This window comes from Pseudomonas sp. KB_15 (genome assembly GCF_052114525.1).
GTDB lineage: Bacteria > Pseudomonadota > Gammaproteobacteria > Pseudomonadales > Pseudomonadaceae > Aquipseudomonas.
In genome coordinates this window covers 1-18,157 of sequence record NZ_JBFREX010000078.1, presented here as the reverse complement: position 1 = coordinate 18,157, position 18,157 = coordinate 1, and the positions used below count along the sequence as shown (strand labels likewise).

21 protein-coding genes are annotated in these 18,157 nt (G+C 60.2%); 16 read left to right on the top strand and 5 right to left on the bottom strand.

The window, feature by feature from the left end:
• Positions 1-248 precede the first annotated feature (248 nt).
• The 3 genes from AB4Z35_RS29205 (at position 249) to AB4Z35_RS29195 (ending at position 2,240) form a co-directional block, all read left to right on the top strand.
• Entirely contained in the window at positions 249-527 is a 279-nt protein-coding gene (locus tag AB4Z35_RS29205) for an ogr/Delta-like zinc finger family protein (RefSeq protein ID WP_108227817.1), read from the top strand.
• A 2-nt stretch (positions 528-529) separates the two neighbouring features.
• Positions 530-892, top strand: coding sequence for a hypothetical protein (locus AB4Z35_RS29200; RefSeq protein WP_008000171.1), 363 nt, complete (start codon positions 530-532; stop codon positions 890-892).
• A gap of 133 nt (positions 893-1,025) precedes the next feature.
• Positions 1,026-2,240: a class I SAM-dependent methyltransferase gene (locus tag AB4Z35_RS29195; protein WP_442101050.1), complete on the top strand. Its 1,215-nt coding sequence runs from the start codon at positions 1,026-1,028 to the stop codon at positions 2,238-2,240.
• Here AB4Z35_RS29195 and AB4Z35_RS29190 read toward each other — a convergent pair.
• A complete protein-coding gene (locus AB4Z35_RS29190) occupies positions 2,231-3,208 on the bottom strand; it encodes a DMT family transporter (protein WP_442101049.1) in 978 nt (325 codons plus the stop codon). The two genes, AB4Z35_RS29195 and AB4Z35_RS29190, sit on opposite strands and share 10 nt — an antisense overlap.
• Positions 3,209-3,486: 278 nt before the next feature.
• Here AB4Z35_RS29190 and AB4Z35_RS29185 point away from each other — a divergent pair, with 278 nt between their 5' ends.
• The 3 genes from AB4Z35_RS29185 to AB4Z35_RS29175 all read left to right on the top strand — a co-directional run bounded on the left by AB4Z35_RS29185 (position 3,487) and on the right by AB4Z35_RS29175 (position 4,896).
• Positions 3,487-4,068, top strand: a complete 582-nt coding sequence (locus tag AB4Z35_RS29185; RefSeq protein WP_008051822.1) for a DJ-1/PfpI family protein — start codon at positions 3,487-3,489, stop codon at positions 4,066-4,068.
• A gap of 14 nt (positions 4,069-4,082) precedes the next feature.
• Positions 4,083-4,388, top strand: a complete 306-nt coding sequence (locus AB4Z35_RS29180; RefSeq protein ID WP_007982997.1) for a ribbon-helix-helix domain-containing protein — start codon at positions 4,083-4,085, stop codon at positions 4,386-4,388.
• A 163-nt stretch (positions 4,389-4,551) separates the two neighbouring features.
• Positions 4,552-4,896 (top strand): YegP family protein, encoded by a 345-nt coding sequence (locus AB4Z35_RS29175; RefSeq protein WP_116262203.1) that lies wholly within the window; start codon positions 4,552-4,554, stop codon positions 4,894-4,896.
• A 140-nt stretch (positions 4,897-5,036) separates the two neighbouring features.
• Here the strand turns inward: AB4Z35_RS29175 and AB4Z35_RS29170 are convergent, their stop codons facing one another.
• Positions 5,037-5,924 carry a dihydrodipicolinate synthase family protein gene (locus tag AB4Z35_RS29170; RefSeq protein WP_442101048.1) on the bottom strand — a complete coding sequence of 296 codons (888 nt, stop codon included), beginning with the start codon at positions 5,922-5,924 and terminating at the stop codon, positions 5,037-5,039.
• Positions 5,925-5,950: 26 nt separating this feature from the next.
• Complete coding sequence (locus AB4Z35_RS29165; protein ID WP_007999357.1) at positions 5,951-6,733, bottom strand: aldolase; 783 nt, start codon at positions 6,731-6,733, stop codon at positions 5,951-5,953.
• Between the two features lie 159 nt (positions 6,734-6,892).
• Between AB4Z35_RS29165 and AB4Z35_RS29160 the strand changes: the two genes are divergently transcribed.
• Positions 6,893-7,435 carry a helix-turn-helix domain-containing protein gene (locus tag AB4Z35_RS29160; protein WP_442101047.1) on the top strand — a complete coding sequence of 181 codons (543 nt, stop codon included), beginning with the start codon at positions 6,893-6,895 and terminating at the stop codon, positions 7,433-7,435.
• A 133-nt stretch (positions 7,436-7,568) separates the two neighbouring features.
• On the opposite strand, the gene AB4Z35_RS29155 is transcribed toward AB4Z35_RS29160, so the two are convergent.
• Entirely contained in the window at positions 7,569-8,588 is a 1,020-nt protein-coding gene (locus tag AB4Z35_RS29155; RefSeq protein WP_442101046.1) for a DUF4917 family protein, read from the bottom strand.
• Between the two features lie 132 nt (positions 8,589-8,720).
• Here AB4Z35_RS29155 and AB4Z35_RS29150 point away from each other — a divergent pair, with 132 nt between their 5' ends.
• The 4 genes from AB4Z35_RS29150 (at position 8,721) to AB4Z35_RS29135 (ending at position 13,384) form a co-directional block, all read left to right on the top strand.
• The gene (locus AB4Z35_RS29150) at positions 8,721-9,629 is read left to right on the top strand and encodes a LysR family transcriptional regulator (protein ID WP_442101045.1); all 909 of its coding nucleotides are present in this window, start codon (positions 8,721-8,723) and stop codon (positions 9,627-9,629) included.
• A gap of 227 nt (positions 9,630-9,856) precedes the next feature.
• A complete protein-coding gene (locus AB4Z35_RS29145; RefSeq protein ID WP_442101044.1) occupies positions 9,857-11,050 on the top strand; it encodes a CaiB/BaiF CoA transferase family protein in 1,194 nt (397 codons plus the stop codon).
• Positions 11,047-11,949 (top strand): hydroxymethylglutaryl-CoA lyase, encoded by a 903-nt coding sequence (locus AB4Z35_RS29140; RefSeq protein WP_442101043.1) that lies wholly within the window; start codon positions 11,047-11,049, stop codon positions 11,947-11,949. Before AB4Z35_RS29145 ends, AB4Z35_RS29140 begins: the two co-directional genes overlap by 4 nt.
• 103 nt (positions 11,950-12,052) lie before the next feature.
• Entirely contained in the window at positions 12,053-13,384 is a 1,332-nt protein-coding gene (locus AB4Z35_RS29135) for an MFS transporter (RefSeq protein WP_442101042.1), read from the top strand.
• Between the two features lie 128 nt (positions 13,385-13,512).
• On the opposite strand, the gene AB4Z35_RS29130 is transcribed toward AB4Z35_RS29135, so the two are convergent.
• A complete protein-coding gene (locus tag AB4Z35_RS29130; RefSeq protein WP_442101041.1) occupies positions 13,513-14,001 on the bottom strand; it encodes a DMT family transporter in 489 nt (162 codons plus the stop codon).
• 77 nt (positions 14,002-14,078) lie between these two features.
• Here AB4Z35_RS29130 and AB4Z35_RS29125 point away from each other — a divergent pair, with 77 nt between their 5' ends.
• From AB4Z35_RS29125 to AB4Z35_RS29105, 5 genes are all read left to right on the top strand, one after another.
• On the top strand, positions 14,079-14,987 hold the full coding sequence (locus tag AB4Z35_RS29125; RefSeq protein WP_442101040.1) for a LysR family transcriptional regulator: 909 nt from the start codon (positions 14,079-14,081) through the stop codon (positions 14,985-14,987).
• Between the two features lie 87 nt (positions 14,988-15,074).
• Positions 15,075-15,713 carry a LysE family translocator gene (locus AB4Z35_RS29120; protein ID WP_108227804.1) on the top strand — a complete coding sequence of 213 codons (639 nt, stop codon included), beginning with the start codon at positions 15,075-15,077 and terminating at the stop codon, positions 15,711-15,713.
• 79 nt (positions 15,714-15,792) lie between these two features.
• Positions 15,793-17,139 carry a GGDEF domain-containing protein gene (locus AB4Z35_RS29115; RefSeq protein WP_116262214.1) on the top strand — a complete coding sequence of 449 codons (1,347 nt, stop codon included), beginning with the start codon at positions 15,793-15,795 and terminating at the stop codon, positions 17,137-17,139.
• A gap of 119 nt (positions 17,140-17,258) precedes the next feature.
• The gene (locus tag AB4Z35_RS29110) at positions 17,259-17,417 is read left to right on the top strand and encodes a KGG domain-containing protein (RefSeq protein ID WP_095945132.1); all 159 of its coding nucleotides are present in this window, start codon (positions 17,259-17,261) and stop codon (positions 17,415-17,417) included.
• 72 nt (positions 17,418-17,489) lie between these two features.
• Positions 17,490-17,993 carry a DUF4142 domain-containing protein gene (locus AB4Z35_RS29105; RefSeq protein ID WP_442101039.1) on the top strand — a complete coding sequence of 168 codons (504 nt, stop codon included), beginning with the start codon at positions 17,490-17,492 and terminating at the stop codon, positions 17,991-17,993.
• The last annotated feature ends 164 nt before the right edge of the window (positions 17,994-18,157 follow it).

Here is an 18,157-nt window from a genome sequence, read left to right as displayed (position 1 = left end):
AAAAAAAAGTACTCATTACGCATAAATTAGGCATCAAAGATGAGTCAGAAGAATACGATGACGAAACTTCCTAATGGTATCAGGGTGATTTCCTACGAGCATGGCTCGAACCCATTACGCGTCTGCCCGATGCACTTCCTTATGTCTGGCAGACACTGTTTGCAAGGCCGGAGCACCGCGATGAATGTCTCAAACAGTATTGCGTTTGATCAGGTTGATTGCCACCCAATGACCACCGGGAATCCAGTATGAGTACTTATAAAATGGTGTGCCCGCACTGCTTGAACAGGATGCGCATCCGCACCAGCGAGGGCCGGCATATTTTCCTGCGGGTGGCGTATTTGCAATGTACGTCGGAAGCGTGCGGTTGGTCGGTACGTGCCGAATTTGAAATGACCCATGAACTTTCGCCCAGTGGCATGCCCAATCCGGCCGTACGCCTGCCTTGCGCCGGACCCGATTTGCGCCGTGCCGCCCGGCCTGCTGCAGTCAATCCTGCAGCGACAGAAGTAGCGCAGGAGACGTGAGCATGAAGGTCATCGATGAAAATGCAGATCTGAATGAGGAGCTATTGGATATTGCCCAGGCGTTTCTGGGGCGTCATGAAAGTGAAGGGGGGATCGATGATCAAGTCCTGTTTTGTCGTGCGGTGAAGCATCTGCAGAATATGGATGTACCGATGCACCTGGCAGAAAGGCTGGTTAGCCGCGCCTACGGCGTACTCAAGTCGTGCAACGACCGTCGGCGCCTGGACATCGATGCCAGTTCCGAAACGGTCGCCGTGGTGACTGACCCTGCCAATGGCCTGACCTGGGCGGTGCCAGTGGGGCTGATCGTCAAACACATCATTAACTCGCCGAACAGCCGCAGGCTTCGCCTGGTGGAACCCTGAGGTTTCAACGGTTATATAGAGGTCCTGGGCTGAATGACTGGGACCTGTCACAAAATAACCCCGTGCCCAAAGTCCTCGTCCCCCTTAAAATACCGGCATTCTCCGATTTGCATCGCCTGAGGCCGTTTTTTCCATGTCCGTCACCGCCACTCCCGCCAGCCTCGCGCCGGACCATCACGCCCGGTTCATCGAACTGCTGCAAGCCAGCCTCGATCAAAACGCCTTTATCAAACTGGTACTGGCCAAATACGCCGGCGATGAGGCGGACCTGCAGCGGATCATCATCAAGCCGGTGACGGTCAAGGCGCAGGCATGCCTGTCCTTCGTCTACCGCTACAAGACTCGCGATATCACCAGGAACCTGCCGCTGGCCGAAGGCGTGGCGAGCATTGCCGGGCTGCTGCCGGCGTCGTTCAAAAATGCGCATTTGTTGTCGTTGACCGACGAAGCCCAGCTCGAATACAGCAAAAAGGGCAAGTCATCGCTGTTCAAGAGCAAACCTCAGCAATTGCGTGAAGTGCCATCCACCGAGCACAACCGCGAGAAAAACCGCTTTCTGGACTTGAACCGGCCGTTTCTCGCCGACCTTGGGGTGACCAACAAGCAGCATGAACTGATCCCGGCGATGTCACGCAAGTGGAAGCAGATCAACAAGTTCATCGAAGTGTTCAGCCATGCGCTGACCTCGTCGCCCCTGGCGCTGGACAAACCGGTGCGTGTGGCGGACTTCGGGTCGGGCAAGGGCTACCTGACCTTCGCCATCCACGATTACCTGCGCAACACCTTGAAGGCCGAAGGCGAGGTGACCGGCGTCGAGCTGCGAGAAGACATGGTCACCTTGTGCAACACCGCTGCTGCCAAGCTTGAGCACCCCGGCCTGGTGTTCAAGTGCGGTGACGTGCGCAGCGTGGCGCCGAGCGAACTGGACGTGATGATCGCCCTGCATGCCTGCGACATCGCCACCGATTATGCGATCCACACCGGCATCCGCTCCGGCGCCTCGATCATCATGTGCTCGCCGTGCTGCCACAAACAGATCCGCCTGCAAATCCAGAGCCCGGCGCTGCTCAAGCCAATGCTGCAATACGGCTTGCACCTGGGCCAGCAGGCGGAGATGGTCACCGACAGTTTGCGCGCCTTGTTCCTCGAGGCCTGCGGTTACGAGACCAAGGTGTTCGAGTTCATCTCACTGGACCACACCAACAAGAACAAGATGATCCTGGCGGTCAAGCGCGCCGAGCCGGTGGCCCCGGCCCAGCTGCTGGAGAAGATCCAGGAGCTGAAGGATTTCTATCACATCAGCGTGCATTGTCTGGAAACGTTGCTGCGCGCTGACGGTTACCTTTGATCCTGTGGGAGCGAGCTTGCTCGCGATGGCGGATTTACAGTCGACAAATGTGTTGAATGTGATGTCCCCATCGCGAGCAAGCTCGCTCCCACATTATTGGGGTTGATTGCGGTCTTGCGGCCCAGCATCACTGTCACGATGACTCCGGCCGCAAACAGCCAGGTGATCGGTTCGATGTGTTCACCGAAGAACAGCGCCGAGAAGGCGATGGTGAAGAAGATCTGCAGCAACTGGATCTGACTGACCCGGGCAATGCCGCCCATGGCGAGCCCGGCGTACCAGGCGAAGAAGCCGATGAACTGCGAAAACAGCGAGACATAACCGAAGGCCCACCAGGTCTTGGCGGAAATCTCGCCCTGATGTTGCAGCGCCAGATACACCACGGGGCCGATCAGCAACGGCGTCGACAGCACCAGCGCCCAGCAGATCACCTGCCAGCCACCCATTTCCCTGGCCAGTCGACCTCCCTCGGCGTACCCCAATCCGCCCACTGCAATGGCGCCAAGCATCAGCAAGTCACCGGCCTGAATACTGCCGGCACCGCTGATCAGTGCATAACCGAGTACCAGCGCACTGCCCAGTGCGGCGCAGGCCCAGAAGGCTTTCGAAGGCCGCTCATGGGACAGCCACGCGGCGTACAGCGCCACGCACAGCGGTTGCAAACCGTTGACCAGCGCACCGTGGGACGCCGGCAAGGTTTGCATGGCCCAGGCCGACAGTACCGGGAAACCGAGGATCACCCCGGCCATCACCAGCGTCAGGCCTTTGATCTGCTTCCAGGTCGGCCATTTTTCCCGGCGCCACAGCAACAGCAATGCTGCCGGCACCGCCGCAAACAGTGCCCGGCCCAGGCCGTTGAGCAGCGGGTGGAGTTCCTGCACGACGATCCGCGTGAAGGGCAGGGTGAGGCTGAAGATCACAACGCCGAGCAGGCCCAGGGCCATGCCGGTGTTTTCTCGCGAGGACATGATGGCAACCAGAGTTTTGGGTGATGGGGTAAGGCTCCATATAGCCATAAACCATGGGTTGTCCGCTGTTACAGCTAGGCACAGACTTATCCGTACAGTTTGCGGGCCTCTTCGCGAGCAAGCCCGCTCCCACTGGGGGGGAACGCATTCCATTGTGGGAGCGGGCTTGCTCGCGAAGAACGATAACGCCGTAGTAGCAGGTTATTACCCACCCCCACGGATAAGGACTACCTTGAATACTCCTGCATGCCCACGCATTTTCCAGAGGAGTCCTCCCCATGGCTGCGAAAAAAATTCTGATGCTGGTTGGTGATTACGTCGAAGACTATGAAGTGATGGTGCCGTTCCAGGCGCTGCTGATGGTCGGCCACACGGTGCACGCCGTTTGCCCGGACAAAGCCGCCGGCCAGACCGTGCGCACGGCGATCCATGACTTTGAAGGCGACCAGACCTACAGCGAAAAACCCGGTCACCTGTTTGCCCTGAACTTCGATTTCGCCAAGGTCAACGCCGCCGATTATGACGCTGTGCTGATTCCGGGCGGTCGTGCGCCGGAGTACCTGCGCCTGAACGAAAAGGTCCTGGAACTGGTGCGCGCCTTCGATAAGGCCGGCAAGCCGATCGCCGCTGTGTGCCATGGCGCGCAGTTGCTGGCGGCAGCGGGTGTCCTCGAAGGTCGCGAATGCAGCGCCTATCCGGCCTGCGCTCCGGAAGTGCGACTGGCGGGCGGTACGTATATCGACATTCCGGTGACGGACGGCCATGTTCAGGGCAATCTGGCCACGGCTCCGGCCTGGCCTGCGCACCCGAACTGGCTGGCCGGTTTCCTGGGGTTGCTGGGTACCAAAATCACGCTGTAACGAGGGACATGTCCATGTGCGAGCTGTACGTCAAAGCCGACCCGATTCTCTACGAATCGCGCTCCCGCTCGCTGCGCATCTGCGGGGTGGTCACTACTCTGCGGCTGGAGAATCAGTTTTGGGACATCCTCAGCGAAATCGCCGAAGTCGACGGCATGACCACCAATCAGTTGATCGCCAAGCTGTATGAAGAGGTGATGGACTATCGCGGCGAGGTGGTCAATTTCGCTTCATTCTTGCGGGTCAGTTGTACGCGGTATCTGAGCCAGCGGCGGACTCAGGTGCCGGAATTGTCGGTGGTGCGGGCAGTGGTGAAGTAGTCAAAACTGTGTCGACCCCTTCGCGGGCAAGCCCGCTCCCACAGGGATTACGCCGGACCTGTGGGAGCGGGCTTGCCCGCGAAGGGGCCGTTCAGGCGACAGAAATCCCGGCCTGGTCTTTACTGTGAAGCGCGCAACCTCTCAATCGCCAAGGAGAAAGAGCATGTCCGGATGGTATGAAGTGAGCAAAAGCAGCAATGGTCAGTTCAGGTTTGTCCTCAAGGCGGCCAATGCCGAGACCATTCTGACCAGCGAGCTGTACACCACCCATGCAGCCGCCGACAAAGGCATCGCCTCGGTCCAGGCCAACAGCCCGCTGGATGAGCGTTACGAGAAGAAAACCACCAAGGATGGCCATCCGTATTTCAACCTCAAGGCGGGTAATCACGAAATCATCGGTAGCAGCGAGGCTTATTCCTCCGATGCCGCCATGGAGAAAGGCATCGCCAGTGTGAAGGCCAACGGCTCGACCAAGGTGGTCAAGGACAAGACGTTGCCGGTGCTTTGATCACTACCTTTAAAGCCAGTACAAATCCTTGTGGGAGCGAGCTTGCTCGCGATGGCGGTCTGACAGTCAACATCTGTGTTGAATGTAATGGCCTCATCGCGAGCAAGCTCGCTCCCACAGGGGTTTTGTTTAACCTGAATTCAGCGTAAGGCTTCGAGTAGGCCTCGAAGCTGACTAAGCCCCGCCTCACTCAACGGGAACACCGGCAGCCGCGGATCTCCCACCTCCAGCCCCGTCGCCCGCAAGCCCGCCTTGATCGTCGCCGGCAAGCCACCCTTGAGAATGAAATCCAGCAGTGGCAACTGGCGATAGAACAGCTCCCGGGCCTTGCGCAAATCGTTGGCCAGCACTGCTTCGTACAACTCCAGGTTGAGCTGCGGAATCAGGTTCGGCGCGGCGGTGCACCAACCTTTTGCGCCAGCGGCAAAGGCCTCCAGGGCCAACGGATTGCAGCCGTTGTAGAACGGCACCTGGCCCTCGCCGAGACGTTGCAGTTGATGCATGCGCTGGATATCGCCGGTGCTCTCCTTGACCATGGTCACGTTTTCCACGGCGTTGACGATGCGCAGGATCAGGTCCACCGACATGTCGGTGCCGCTGGTGGCCGGGTTGTTGTAAAGCATGATCGGCACGCCGATGCTGTCGCCGATGGCGCGGTAATGGGCGAGGATTTCCGCTTCACTGAGCTTCCAGTAGGACGCGGGCAGCACCATCACCACATCGGCGCCATGGGCTTCGGCGAAGCGCGCGCGACGCACCGCTTTAGCGGTGGTCAGATCGGACACGCTGACGACGGTCGGCACGCGTTTGGCGACGTGCTTGATACTGAATTCGCTGACCTGATCCCACTCCGCGTCGCTCAGGTAGGCACCTTCGCCGGTGCTGCCCAGCGGTGCGATGGYATGCACGCCGCCCTCGATCAGGTGGTCGATGGAGCGTCCGAGGGCGTCCAGGTCAACGCCTTCGCCATGGGCGGTAAAAGGGGTGATGGTGTAGCCGATGATGCCGTGAATGTTTGCGGTGGGCATGGTGTCTCTCCGTTCTGTCAATGGGTTCAGTTCAGGCAATCGGCGTGTTGGCGCAGGCTCTGCCGGGCGTAGTAGTTGAAAGCGGCGGCGTGGCGTTTCGGCCGGGCAATCCAGTCATGGGCTTCACGGCCCAGCTCGGGAATGATCGGCTTGATGGTTCCGGCGCTCATCGCCAACAGTTGCAGCTTCGCGGCACGTTCGATCAGTTGTGCGATGACACAGGCTTCCTCGATGCTGCTGCCGGTGGACAATTGGCCATGGTGGGAAAGCAGGATCGCCCGTTTGTCGCCCAGCGCCCCGGCAATCAACTCGCCTTCCTCGTTGCCCACTGGCACACCCGGCCAGCCTTCGAGAAACGCGCAGTCGTCATAGAGCGGGCAGAGGTCCATGTGGGAAATCTGCAGCGGCACCTCCAGCATCGACAAGGCTGCAACGTGGGTCGGATGGGTATGAATGATGCAGTTCACATCCGCTCGGGCGCGGTACACCCAACTGTGAAAACGGTTGGCCGGGTTGGGCATGCCGTGGCCTTCGAGCACCTCCAGGTCTTCGTTGACCAGCAACAGGTTGCCCGCGGTGATTTCGTCGAAACCCAGGCCCAGTTGCTGAGTGTAGTAAGTGCCGGGTTGCGGACCACGGGCGGTGATCTGCCCGGCAAGGCCGGAATCGTGACCGTGCTCAAACAGAATGCGGCAGGTCAGGGCCAGCTTTTGCCGGGCGGTCCACGTATTATCCGCCAGGGTATTTTGCATTTGGCTCAGCGCATGCTTGACCAGTTGCTCTTTGGGCAGTGCTAATGTCTTGGCCATATCGGTGTCCTTTGGGTGATTCAATGGACGTCGGGTTTGCGGCTCACCGGTTCCTCGCAAAGTCGTCGGTGAACGCAAATGACACTAAAGAGGCTATATGACACATTGTGTCATTGGCAAGGACAAATCGTTGCCTCCTTGATGGATTAATCGCTATACATGTCTAACCGTTTGAAATTGCTCAGAAAAAAACTTGGCGTGACGTTGGAAACCTTGGCCGAACAATCCGGCATGACCAAGAGTTACCTGTCAAAAGTCGAGCGCGGGTTGAACACGCCGTCGATTGCTGCTGCGCTGAAACTGGCCAAGGCGCTGAACGTGAAGGTCGAGGAATTGTTCTCTGAAGACAACGTCAGCCTCGACAGCTACAGCCTGGTGCGCAGCCACGAGCGGCAACCTTTGGGTGCCAGTGATAACAATTCGGGTTACGCGGTGCTGGCCCATCAGGTCAGCGAACGCAGCCTGCTGCCGTTCATCATTTACCCGCCGGCGGAGTTCACCGACAAAACCTTCAAGGAACATCTGGGCGAGGAGTTTCTGTTCGTCCACGAGGGGCGGGTGGAAGTGGACTTCATGAACGAGCGCGTGCTGCTCGATCGTGGCGATGCGCTGCACTTCAATGCGCAAAAACCGCACCGGATTCGTTCGGTGGGAGAGGTACAGGCGCAGTTGCTGGTGGTGGTGCATAGCAGCGAAGAATGAGTCGACTGCCAAAAGCATCGCGAGCAAGCTCGCTCCCACATTCGACCGTATTTTCTCTGAAGGAACTCAGTCACCTGTGGGAGCGGCGGTGCGACGATTCGACTTGCTCGCGAAAGCGTCAGATCGGCCAGTACTAAACTTCGACTGGAACCGATAACTTTGAATTCCCCAACGCATGGCTCTTGGAATCAAAAAACCGCAACTCAACCCCCGTCCCCTCAAACACTTTCGCGTAATGCCGCTTCTGGTGCTGGATGAATGCCTTGCTGCGCGGGTAGATCGAGATCGCCACCACCTGCGGTTTTGCCAGGCGCAAGGCGTGGATGATGTGGCTGTCCTGGTCCCCCAACGCATGGCCGAAGATGCACAGCGCCTGGCCGTGACCGAGTAATTGCTCGTAGCAGAACGACAGATAGTCCGAACTGCGAATGGTTTTGAGCTTGTCCGCACTCGGGCCTTCGTTGACGAACAGCGGCACGTCGTCGAGGGTCTTGATCGTGTTGTTGATGGCGAAATTGCCCAGCAACGTGCCCTCGGTCGACATCAGCTTGCGCGCCGTGCCGTCCTGGTTGCGCACCAGGTGCAAGCCGCCGTGCAAGTACAGCAAACGGGTTTTGTCGGTGGCCGTGTCACTCAGGTCGAAAGCGGGTTCGGCCCCCTGGAACAGATCGGTTATCGCCTCTGGCTGGTGTTGCACCGCCCAGTAGTTGAGCAGGTCGTAATTGGTGGTGAATACCGTGCGATAGCTGGCCAGTTCCTGATTGATCGTCGCCAGCGTCGAAGGCACCACCAGCCGCCACGGGATATGCACCGCATGCACGGTGTTGATCAGCGCTTCCTTGATCGCGTAGTAGCGATTGCGCGGGGCGGCGGAACTGACAGCCAGGGCCTTGTTGACCCGGCTGGTGGTTTTCAAGGCGCTCAGTACCTGCTCGAAACTGCGGGTCTGCATCGCATCGAACACGCTCAGCTCGGATTGGCTCAGGGGTTTTTCTTCAACGGTGCGGGCGTTTTCGAACAGCGACTCGTAGCCGAAATCGTCCCACACCGCGCGACTGGCACCGTTGCCCACCAGCAAGCCACTGAACGAAGCGGTACTGCGCAAGACGTTCCAGTCTTCAAGTTGGGCATCGACATCCTGGAAATCGGTCATTGCGGTCTTCGTCTCACGGCAAAAGGTCTATGGGCGGCGACTTTATCACGACCRGGTGCCTGGACCACGGCACGACTCGGGTGAAGAACGTTATGCTGCAACTTCGCCCGAGCCGACTTCGCCGAGTACCCGATGCTGCAAAAAAGCCTGATCCGCCGTCTCGACCTGATCACTTTGCAACTGTTCGTCGCCGTCCATGAGGAGGGCACGCTGACCCGTGCCGCGTCGCGCGAAGCGATTGCCGTCTCGGCGGCGAGCAAGCGCTTGATGGAGCTGGAGGAGGCGCTGGGCATCAGCCTGTTCGTACGCCAGGCCAAGGGCATGTCCCTGACGCCGGCCGGTGAGACGTTGCTGCACCACGCCCGGCAAATGTTGTTCAACGTCGAGAAAATGGGGCTTGAACTGGGCGAGCACAGCCACGGTGTACGCGGTTATGTGCGGATGCTCGCCAACCTGTCGGCGATCATTCAGTTTTTGCCCGAGGACCTGCGGGATTTTTCCGAGCGTCACCCACAGGTCAAGACCGACCTCGAAGAACGCCCCAGCGCCGGGGTGATTCAGGGCGTGCTCGACGGGGTGGCCGACCTCGGGATCTGTTCCATCGACAGTGACATCAAGGGGCTGCACAGCGTGCTGTATCGTCAGGACAAACTGGTGGTGTTGATGCCACCGCACCATCCATTGGCGAGCCGGTCGAGCGTAGCTTTCGCCGATACGCTGGACAGCGATTACGTTGGGTTGCATGCCGCCAGTTCGATCAACATGCGTACCCATGCAGCGGCCCGCGAAGCCGGCAAGGTGTTGCGGGTGCGCATTCATGTGCCGGGGTTCGATGCCATGTGCCGCATGGTCCAGGCCAACATGGGGATCGGCATCCTTCCGCAGCGGGCCTATGAATTGTTTGGCCGGGCGTTGGGTTTGCACGCGGTGCCGTTGACGGACGAATGGTCCGATCGAGCACTGATTCTGGTGGTGCGCGATGAGGCGCTGCTGTCGCCGGTGAGCCGGATGTTGTTTGAGCATTTGCGGGGGGCGGTCTGAAAGTTTTTTGTTGACTGGGCCGGCCTCTTCGCGAGCAAGCCCGCTCCCACAGGGAAATGCATTCCAAATGTGGGAGCGGGCTTGCTCGCGAAGGCGGCCCTGAGGCCGCGATAATCTTCCAGGGCGTTCGCATTTCGCGAACGCTCGTTGCCAACTGAAGGTTGGATTCCTCAAACACCGCTCCTCTAGTCTTGGCCCATATTCCAAGAACAAGAGGTACCCCCGCGATGACTGCCCCCTTGAGTGCGATCAAAGTGATCGAGATCGGCACGCTGATTGCCGCGCCTTTCGCCGCGCGCATGCTTGCCGAGTTCGGCGCCGAGGTGATCAAGATCGAAGCCATGGGCCAGGGCGATCCCCTGCGCAAATGGCGCAAGCTGCACGAAGGCACCTCGCTGTGGTGGTACCTGCAATCGCGCAACAAGAAATCCCTGGCGCTGAACCTCAAATCCGCCGAAGGCATCGAACTGGTCAAACAACTGGCAACCAGCGCCGACGTGCTGATCGAAAACCTGCGCCCCGGCGCCCTGGAGAAACTCGGCCTTGGCTGGGACGTGTTGCACGCGCTCAATCCCAACCTGACGCTGGTGCGGATTTCCGGATACGGCCAGACCGGTCCGTACCGCGACCGTCCGGGCTTCGGTGCCATAGGCGAAGCCATGGGCGGGATTCGCTACACCACCGGCACGCCCGGTTCGCCGCCGGCGCGGGTCGGCGTGAGCCTTGGCGATTCCCTGGCTTCGCTGCATGCGGTGATCGGTGCGCTGATGTCGCTGCTAAGGGTCAAGACCGGGCAGGGCGGCGGGCAAGTCGTTGATGTGTCCCTGGCCGAAAGCGTGTTCAACGTCATGGAAAGCCTGGTGCCGGAATACGACATGCTTGGCCATGTGCGTGAACGCAGCGGCGGCGCCTTGCCGGGGATCGCGCCGTCCAACACGTATCTGACCGCCGACGGCGCCTACGTGGTGATTGCCGGCAACAGCGATCCGATCTACAAGCGTCTGATGCACACCATCGGCCGCGCCGACCTGGCCGAGGCCCCGGAGTTCGCCCACAACGACGGGCGTGCGGCCAAAAGCAATCAGCTTGACGCCGCCATCACCCACTGGACCAGCAGCCTGCCCATCGACGAGGTTCTGGCCGCGCTGGAGGCTGCTGAAGTCCCGGCCGGACGTATCTACTCGGTGGCCGACATCGTCGCCGATCCGCATTATCAGGCGCGGGACATGCTGCTCAATGCCGAGCTTCCCGGTGGCGCCACGGTGAAGATGCCGGGCATCGTGCCGAAACTCTCCGAAACCCCCGGCGGCGTGAACTGGTCCGGTCCCGGGCTGGGCCAGCACACCGACGGCATCCTCGCGCAGTTGGGCCTCACCGCGATGGACATCGAACGCCTGAAAGTCGAAGGAGTGGTGCAATGATCACCGATTATTCCGACAGCCTGATCGTCCAGGAAGTGTCCCCGCGCGACGGTTTGCAAATCGAGCCGACCTGGGTTGAAACCCACGACAAGATTGCCTTGATCGATCAACTGTCGCTGGCCGGATTCAGCCGTATCGAAGCCGGTTCGTTCGTGTCGCCCAAGGCCATTCCGGCGCTGCGCGATGGCGAGCTGGTGTTCAAGGGCATCAACCGGCAGCCGGGGGTGATCTACGTCGCGTTGATTCCCAACCTGAAGGGCGCGCAACGGGCGCTGGCGTGCAGCGCCGATGAGCTGAACCTGGTGATGTCCGCCAGCCAGACCCACAACCTGGCGAACATGCGCATGCGTTGTGAAGATTCATTGGCCGCGTTCGGCGAGATTGTGCACTTCGTTGGTGACAGCCCCGTGCGACTCAACGCCAGCATCGCCACCACCTTCGGCTGCCCGTTCGAAGGCAAGATCGATGAGGACCGCGTGGTGCAAATCGTCGAGGCCTATCAGGAGCTCGGCGTCCAGGGCATTACCCTGGCCGACACCACGGGCATGGCCAATCCTCGGCAAGTGGATCGGCTGGTGCGACGGGTTTTGCAGCGGGTTTCGCCCAATGATCTGACCCTGCATTTCCACAACACCCGCGGCCTTGGCCTGTGCAATGTGCTGGCCGCTTACGAGGCCGGTGCCCGCCGCTTCGACGCGGCCCTCGGCGGCCTCGGCGGCTGCCCGTTTGCACCGGGAGCGTCGGGCAACATCTGCACCGAGGACCTGGTGAACCTGTGCGATGAAGTCGGCATTCACACCGGTATCGATTTGCCGCTGCTGCTGAAACTGTCCCGAGGACTGCCGGCGCTGCTCGGTCATGAAGTGCCGGGGCAACTGGTCAAGGCCGTTGTCGACTGAACTGACGCATTCGCGAGCAAGCCCGCTCCCACAGTAAAAAAGCACCTCAACCAGACAACAAAAACAATCGGACACCCTCGGGAAGTCCGCCTGGAGAACTGCAATGAGCCTCAATACACTGGAGGCCGGCGCGAGCCCGGCCGTTAGCCACGACACCGAAAAAGCCCTGGTCAGCAAAGTCGCCTGGCGTCTGATGCCGCTGATCATGGTCTGCTACCTGTTCGCCTTTTTCGACCGCATCAACATCAGCTTCGCCAAGTTTCAGCTGCAGGCCGACCTGAGCCTGAGCGACACCGCTTATGGCCTCGGCGCCGGGTTGTTCGTGGTCGGTTATGTGATTTTCGAAGTGCCCAGCAACATGATGCTGTACAAGGTCGGCGCCCGGCGCTGGATTGCCCGGATCATGATGTCCTGGGGCCTGGCCACGGCGGCCATGGTGTTCGTCAACAGCGAATGGCAGTTCTACGTGCTGCGCTTCGTGATCGGTGCGATGGAGGCGGGTTTTGCCCCGGGCGTGCTGTACTACCTGACCCTGTGGTTCCCGCAGCACTATCGCGGGCGTATCACTTCGATGCTGTTCCTGTCGTCGGCGTTCGCCGGTCTGGTGGGCGCGCCGTTCTCCGGCCTGGTGCTGCAACACCTCGACGGCGTGCTGCAAATGCGTGGCTGGCACTGGCTGTTCCTGCTCGGTGGCGTGCCGTGTATCGGCCTCGGTTTGCTGGTGCTGACCCTGCTCAAGGATCGCATCGAAGATGCCCATTGGCTGACGCCTTCGGAGAAGACCCTGTTGGCCAGCCGCATCGCTCAGCATGAGCCGCACAAGAGCGGTGGTTCGCTGCTCGCCGCACTTAAGATTCCGGGTTTCCTGACCTTGGGTCTGATCTATTTCCTGATTCAGGTGGCGTCCTACGGCTTGAATTTCTGGGCACCGCAACTGATCCGCAGCGCCGGTACTGAAAGTCCGGTGATGATCGGTCTGCTGACCGCTATTCCCTATATTTGCGGCGCCATCAGCATGGTGGTGATCGGACGCCTGTCCGATGCTTCTGGCGAGCGGCGCAAGTTTGTCGCCGGTCTGGTGGCGGTCGGTGCGGTCGGGTTCTTCTGTGCGGGGATCTTCGCCAACCACACGACCTTCCTGATTGTTGCGTTGGGCCTGCTCGGTGCCGGGATCATCGCCTCCATCCCGAGCTTCTGGACCCTGCCGCCGAAACTGCTGGCCGGTGCCGGCGCGGGTGCGGCGGGCGGGATTGCGGTGATCAACACCCTGGGCCAGTTCGGTGGCATCGTCAGCCCGGTGATGGTCGGCCGGATCAAGGACCTGACCGGCAGCACCACGCCGGCGCTGTATGTCATTGGTGTCTGTGCGCTGATCGCGGTGGCGCTGTTGCTGTGGGGGTTGCCGCAGAAGTTGCGGACCCTCGACAAGGCCTGAAATCTGCATTGCCAGACAGACCGCTTTCGCGAGCAAGCCCGCTCCCACAAGGACCGCGTACCTCCTGTGGGAGCGAGCTTGCTCGCGATGACTGACTGAAAAGCACCATCGTACGGTCGGTTGTCCCCTCAACCCGCCGTCGCCAACCCCTTGGCCGGTGCATCAAAAAATTGAATCAACACCACCCCGGCCATCAACAGCGCCACCCCAAACACCTTGGGCAGGGTGAGCTGCCGCTCCACCAACCCAAACCAGCCAAAGTGATCCAGCAACAACGACGCCACCACTTGCCCCGCCAGCGCCAATGCCATGAACCCCGCGGCACCGAGCCTGGGTAGCAGCACCAATGCCAAGGAAATAAAGCACACCCCAAAAGCGCCACCGGCCCACATCCAAAGCGGCGCCTTGCTGATGAATGCCAGTGACGGCAACGGCAATCGCAGCGCAACGATGATTGGCAACAACACCACAACGCTCACCAGTAACGAGGCGAGCGTCGCCCACAACGGATGGCCCAACCCGCGTCCGAGGTTGACGTTGATGGCGCTCTGAAACGGCACCACCGCCCCGGCAATCATCGCCAGCACCACCAGGGCGGCCCAATGCAACGTACTCATGATCGATCTCCAACAGGTTTTGCTGGACTCTAGGGTATTCGTCGCGCAGATTTAAATTCCGTTTTGTTATCCAGAACATGCAGCAGATGAATGATCTACGACGCATCGACCTCAACTTGCTGGTGATCCTCGACGCCTTGCTCAGCGAGCAACACGTGACCCGGGCGGCCGAGCGTCTGCACTTGAGTCAGCCTGCGGTCAGTCATGCGCTGGCGCGATTGCGTGACCTGCTCGGCGATCCGCTGCTGGTGCGCGCCGGTGCCGGCCTTGTACCGACTCCGCGAGCCCTGGAACTCGTAGCTCCGCTGGCCGAAGCCCTGGCCCAGGTGCAAGCGCTGCTGGTGCCCAATGCCTTCGATCCCGCGACCACCCAGCGTACCTTCCGTCTGGCGATGTCCGACTATGGTGCCGCCATTGTCCTGCCGGAACTGATCCGGACGTTGCGCCGCGAAGCGCCGGGCATCGACTTGCAAATCAGCCATGGCAGCCGCGAAAGCATGCTCGACGGCGTGCTCAACGGTGATATTGACGTCGCCATTGGTGTGTTCCCTGAAATGCCTAACGAATTGCGCAGCACCCCGCTGTTCGAAGAGCACTACGCCTGCCTGCTGGACCGCAAAAGCTTGCCCGTCGACGGTGCCCTCGACCTGTTCACTTACCTGGCACGCCCCCACGTCCTGCTGGAAATGCGCGGCAGCGGCACCCCGGAAATCGAGCGTGCATTGACTGCATTGCGCGAACGCCGGCGTGTCGCCATCAGCCTGCCGCACTGGAACGTAGCACCGGAGCTCATCAGCGGAACGGACCTGATCCTTACTGTTGCGTCACGAGGCCTGCGCGATATTGATGAGTCCTCATTGGTTGTCGTGTCACCGCCGTTTCACATACCGTCGTTTACCTTTGTACTGGTCTGGCACAAGCGTCGGGGCGGAGATCAGGCGTTGAACTGGCTGAATGAGCGGATCGTGCAGGGGACCCAGTGTTGAAGAGTTTCTGTCGCGATCAGGCAGTCGACAGCTTAAGACCTGATATAGACTGGCCACCATTCACCAAGCCGTTCAAAAGGACTCCCCATGACCCCATCGTTGCTAATGGCCGTGCTTGCCTCGGGTTTTATCTACGGCATCACTCCGGGGCCGGGTGTGCTGGCGGTGTTTGGCATTGGCGCAGCCCATGGGCGACGGGCCGGGGCGGGGTTTCTGTGCGGGCATTTGCTCGGCGATGTGATCTGGTGCAGCACGGCGCTGATCGCGATTGTCGGTGCGCGGGAGATCGGCAGTACCGCGTTCGACGTGCTCGGCGTACTCAGCGGCCTGTACCTGTTCTGGCTCGGCTGGCGTGCGGTGCGCGCCCGGCGCAGCAGCGCTGATGCGCCACAGGGGCCGGCGCGGCAGCCGTTCTGGCACGGCATTCTGTTTGGCCTGACCAATCCCAAGGCCTATCCGGTAGCGGTGGCGACGTTCACGGCGCTGTTGTCGAGCCGCGCGGAACTGCTCAACTGGTCAATGCTGCCGGCGCTGATCGCCCTGAGTTTCGTCGGCGGGTTGCTCGCCTACGCTATTCTCATCGGCGTTGTCGGTGCGCGGCGGGTGCGCAGCTTGTACCAGCGTCATGAACTGGCAATCACCCGGTTGTGCGGGGTGATGTTCATCGGCTTCGCCATCAATGCGCTGGTGCATGCGTTGCCGGGGCTGATGCCGAACAAGGCTTGAATGTGATCACAAGGATGCAAGGCTGACAGGGTAGGGATGATTGATAAGCGCTGCATTATCGGGACACCCACGCTGAACCATGGAAAACCGAAATTCCGCGCCACTGGCGAGCTATATCGATCTGTTGCTGGACGCTGTCTGTGCGGTGGATAAACAGGGCCGCTTCGTCTTTGTCAGTGCGGCGTGCGAGCGCATTTTCGGCTACAGCGCCGATGAGATGATCGGCCAGCCGATGATCGACATGGTGCACCCGGGCGATCGCCAGCGCACCCTCGACGCCGCCCGGGAAATCATGGGCGGCGAGCCCAAGCTCAACTTCGAAAACCGCTACCTGCGCAAGGATGGCAGCGTGGTGCACATCCTCTGGTCGGCACGCTGGTCCGAGGACGATCAGTTGCGCATCGCGGTGGCCCGCGACATCACCGAACGCAAACAGGCCGAATCCCGGCAGGCAGCACTGTATGCGATTTCCGAGGCGGCCCATGCGGCAGAGGATCTGCTGGCATTGTTCAAACGCATCCACATGATCATCGGCGAATGGCTACCGGCACTGAATTTTTCCGTGGCACTGTACGACGAACACTGCGCGCAGTTGAATTTCCCTTATCACGTCGATGACCACGAGCCACGGCCCGAACAACCCGGAACCATGACCGGGCGCCTGTGCACCGAGGTGATCCGCACGGGGCAGCCGATCCTGTTGACCCCGGACCAGTGCACACCTCCTGCCGGCTTCGACGTGCTGGTGACCGGGCAGAACGCACCGTGTTGGCTGGGTGTGCCGCTGAACTCGCAAAACGGCACCATCGGCGCGTTGATCGTCAAAAGCATTCCGGGCGGCGAGCGCTACACCGAGCAAGACAAGGAACTGCTGCAATATGTCTGTGCCCAGGTCGCGACCGCCATCGAGCGCAAGCAACTGCATGCCCGCCTGCAATACATGGCCCAGTACGACCAACTGACCCAGTTACCCAACCGCGAACTGCTGCGCGACCGACTCAAGGCATCACTGCAAGTGGCCCGGGAGGACGGTGGGCGCATGGCGCTGTTGTACGTCGACCTCGACCGCTTCAAGCAAGTCAACGACACCCATGGCCACGCGGTCGGCGACATGCTGCTGCAAGCAGTGGCCAACCGGCTCAAGGGCTGCGTGCGGGAAACCGACACCGTGGCACGCATCGGCGGCGATGAGTTCGTGGTGTTGCTGCACAGCATTCGCGCTGCGGACGATACCGACATCGTGGTCGAGAAAATCCGTCAGGTCCTGGTCCAGCCCCTGCGTTTGGACGGGCACAGCCTGAACATCCAGCCGAGTATCGGCGTCGCCCGATACCCCGATCACGGCACTGAAGAGAAGCAGTTGTTCAGGCATGCCGACGAGGCGATGTATTGCGCCAAACGCGAGCATCACTTGCATCGCGTTTGAATGTAAGGAGTACCGTTCGTCGTGGTACCCACGCAATTTTCTAAACCTTTTGGGACGCGCAACTTCAGATTCTATGGGGGCTACAGCTCGCCGCGACTATCACCAAGAGGAAGAGAATCATGCCTAATTCAAGAAACTCGAACTCGGGAAACTTCGCCAACGATCGAACGAAGGCTTCTGAAGCCGGTCGCAAGGGTGGGAAAACCACCACCACGACCGTCGAAAAAGACCCGGCGAAACCCGACATGGGCCGCAAGGGCGGTCAGAAATCCCGCTAAAGGATGCCGGTGGTTTTGATTGAGAAGCGGGGGCGAAAGCTCCCGTTTGAACTTTTCAAGGAGGGCGCGACCATGAACCGGATGGCCACCCGAATACGCAATGCCAGTTTTGCCACGCTACTTGGGCTGTTTGCCAGCAGTGCCTTTGCCCAGTCGCTCGCCGAATTCATCGACGAGGCCTCGGCCAAAGGCATGGCGGATATCGAAGCCAGCCGACTGGCGCACCAGAAGTCCGAATCCAGAGAGGTCAAGGATTACGCCATCGTCGTCATCAACGACCGCACCACCGCGAACCAGCACCTGGCGAAAATCGCCAGGCAACTGGATTTGCCGGTGGCCCCACGCGAAGAGGTTGTCGAAAAGGCCAAGGCCCTGATGCCACAAGCCATGGATGGGGCGACCTTCGACGAGGCCTATGCAGCCAGTCAGGTGAAGACCACGCAGGAAGCCATCGATCAGCTGCAGCAGGAAGCACAGACCACCGACGTACCGCAGATCAAGGCGTTCGCCGAAGAAACCCTGCCTAAATTGCAAAATCATCTGCAAATGGCCAAAGCGTTGCAGGCTAAAAGTTGAACACAAGGATTGAACACAAACGGCGCGGGACTTGGGTCACGCGCCGTTTTTCTTTTCAGCAATGATCCAGCAGCCTGTAATAAAAAAACGGCTAATCACGCCTGATGCCAGTCAGTTAAGCAATTTCAGCCGCGACACCCTTTGTAGCAGCTGCCGAGCCCGCG

Excerpts from the sequence above, each read along its gene's own strand:
- AB4Z35_RS29205 (WP_108227817.1), top strand. The coding sequence starts at position 249 with ATGAGTACTTATAAAATGGTGTGCCCGCACTGCTTGAACAGGATGCGC.
- AB4Z35_RS29200 (WP_008000171.1), top strand. The coding sequence starts at position 530 with ATGAAGGTCATCGATGAAAATGCAGATCTGAATGAGGAGCTATTGGAT.
- AB4Z35_RS29195 (WP_442101050.1), top strand. The coding sequence starts at position 1,026 with ATGTCCGTCACCGCCACTCCCGCCAGCCTCGCGCCGGACCATCACGCC.
- AB4Z35_RS29190 (WP_442101049.1), bottom strand. The coding sequence starts at position 3,208 with ATGTCCTCGCGAGAAAACACCGGCATGGCCCTGGGCCTGCTCGGCGTT.
- AB4Z35_RS29185 (WP_008051822.1), top strand. The coding sequence starts at position 3,487 with ATGGCTGCGAAAAAAATTCTGATGCTGGTTGGTGATTACGTCGAAGAC.
- AB4Z35_RS29180 (WP_007982997.1), top strand. The coding sequence starts at position 4,083 with ATGTGCGAGCTGTACGTCAAAGCCGACCCGATTCTCTACGAATCGCGC.
- AB4Z35_RS29175 (WP_116262203.1), top strand. The coding sequence starts at position 4,552 with ATGTCCGGATGGTATGAAGTGAGCAAAAGCAGCAATGGTCAGTTCAGG.
- AB4Z35_RS29165 (WP_007999357.1), bottom strand. The coding sequence starts at position 6,733 with ATGGCCAAGACATTAGCACTGCCCAAAGAGCAACTGGTCAAGCATGCG.
- AB4Z35_RS29160 (WP_442101047.1), top strand. The coding sequence starts at position 6,893 with ATGTCTAACCGTTTGAAATTGCTCAGAAAAAAACTTGGCGTGACGTTG.
- AB4Z35_RS29155 (WP_442101046.1), bottom strand. The coding sequence starts at position 8,588 with ATGACCGATTTCCAGGATGTCGATGCCCAACTTGAAGACTGGAACGTC.
- AB4Z35_RS29150 (WP_442101045.1), top strand. The coding sequence starts at position 8,721 with ATGCTGCAAAAAAGCCTGATCCGCCGTCTCGACCTGATCACTTTGCAA.
- AB4Z35_RS29145 (WP_442101044.1), top strand. The coding sequence starts at position 9,857 with ATGACTGCCCCCTTGAGTGCGATCAAAGTGATCGAGATCGGCACGCTG.
- AB4Z35_RS29140 (WP_442101043.1), top strand. The coding sequence starts at position 11,047 with ATGATCACCGATTATTCCGACAGCCTGATCGTCCAGGAAGTGTCCCCG.
- AB4Z35_RS29135 (WP_442101042.1), top strand. The coding sequence starts at position 12,053 with ATGAGCCTCAATACACTGGAGGCCGGCGCGAGCCCGGCCGTTAGCCAC.
- AB4Z35_RS29130 (WP_442101041.1), bottom strand. The coding sequence starts at position 14,001 with ATGAGTACGTTGCATTGGGCCGCCCTGGTGGTGCTGGCGATGATTGCC.
- AB4Z35_RS29125 (WP_442101040.1), top strand. The coding sequence starts at position 14,079 with ATGCAGCAGATGAATGATCTACGACGCATCGACCTCAACTTGCTGGTG.
- AB4Z35_RS29120 (WP_108227804.1), top strand. The coding sequence starts at position 15,075 with ATGACCCCATCGTTGCTAATGGCCGTGCTTGCCTCGGGTTTTATCTAC.
- AB4Z35_RS29115 (WP_116262214.1), top strand. The coding sequence starts at position 15,793 with ATGGAAAACCGAAATTCCGCGCCACTGGCGAGCTATATCGATCTGTTG.
- AB4Z35_RS29110 (WP_095945132.1), top strand. The coding sequence starts at position 17,259 with ATGCCTAATTCAAGAAACTCGAACTCGGGAAACTTCGCCAACGATCGA.
- AB4Z35_RS29105 (WP_442101039.1), top strand. The coding sequence starts at position 17,490 with ATGAACCGGATGGCCACCCGAATACGCAATGCCAGTTTTGCCACGCTA.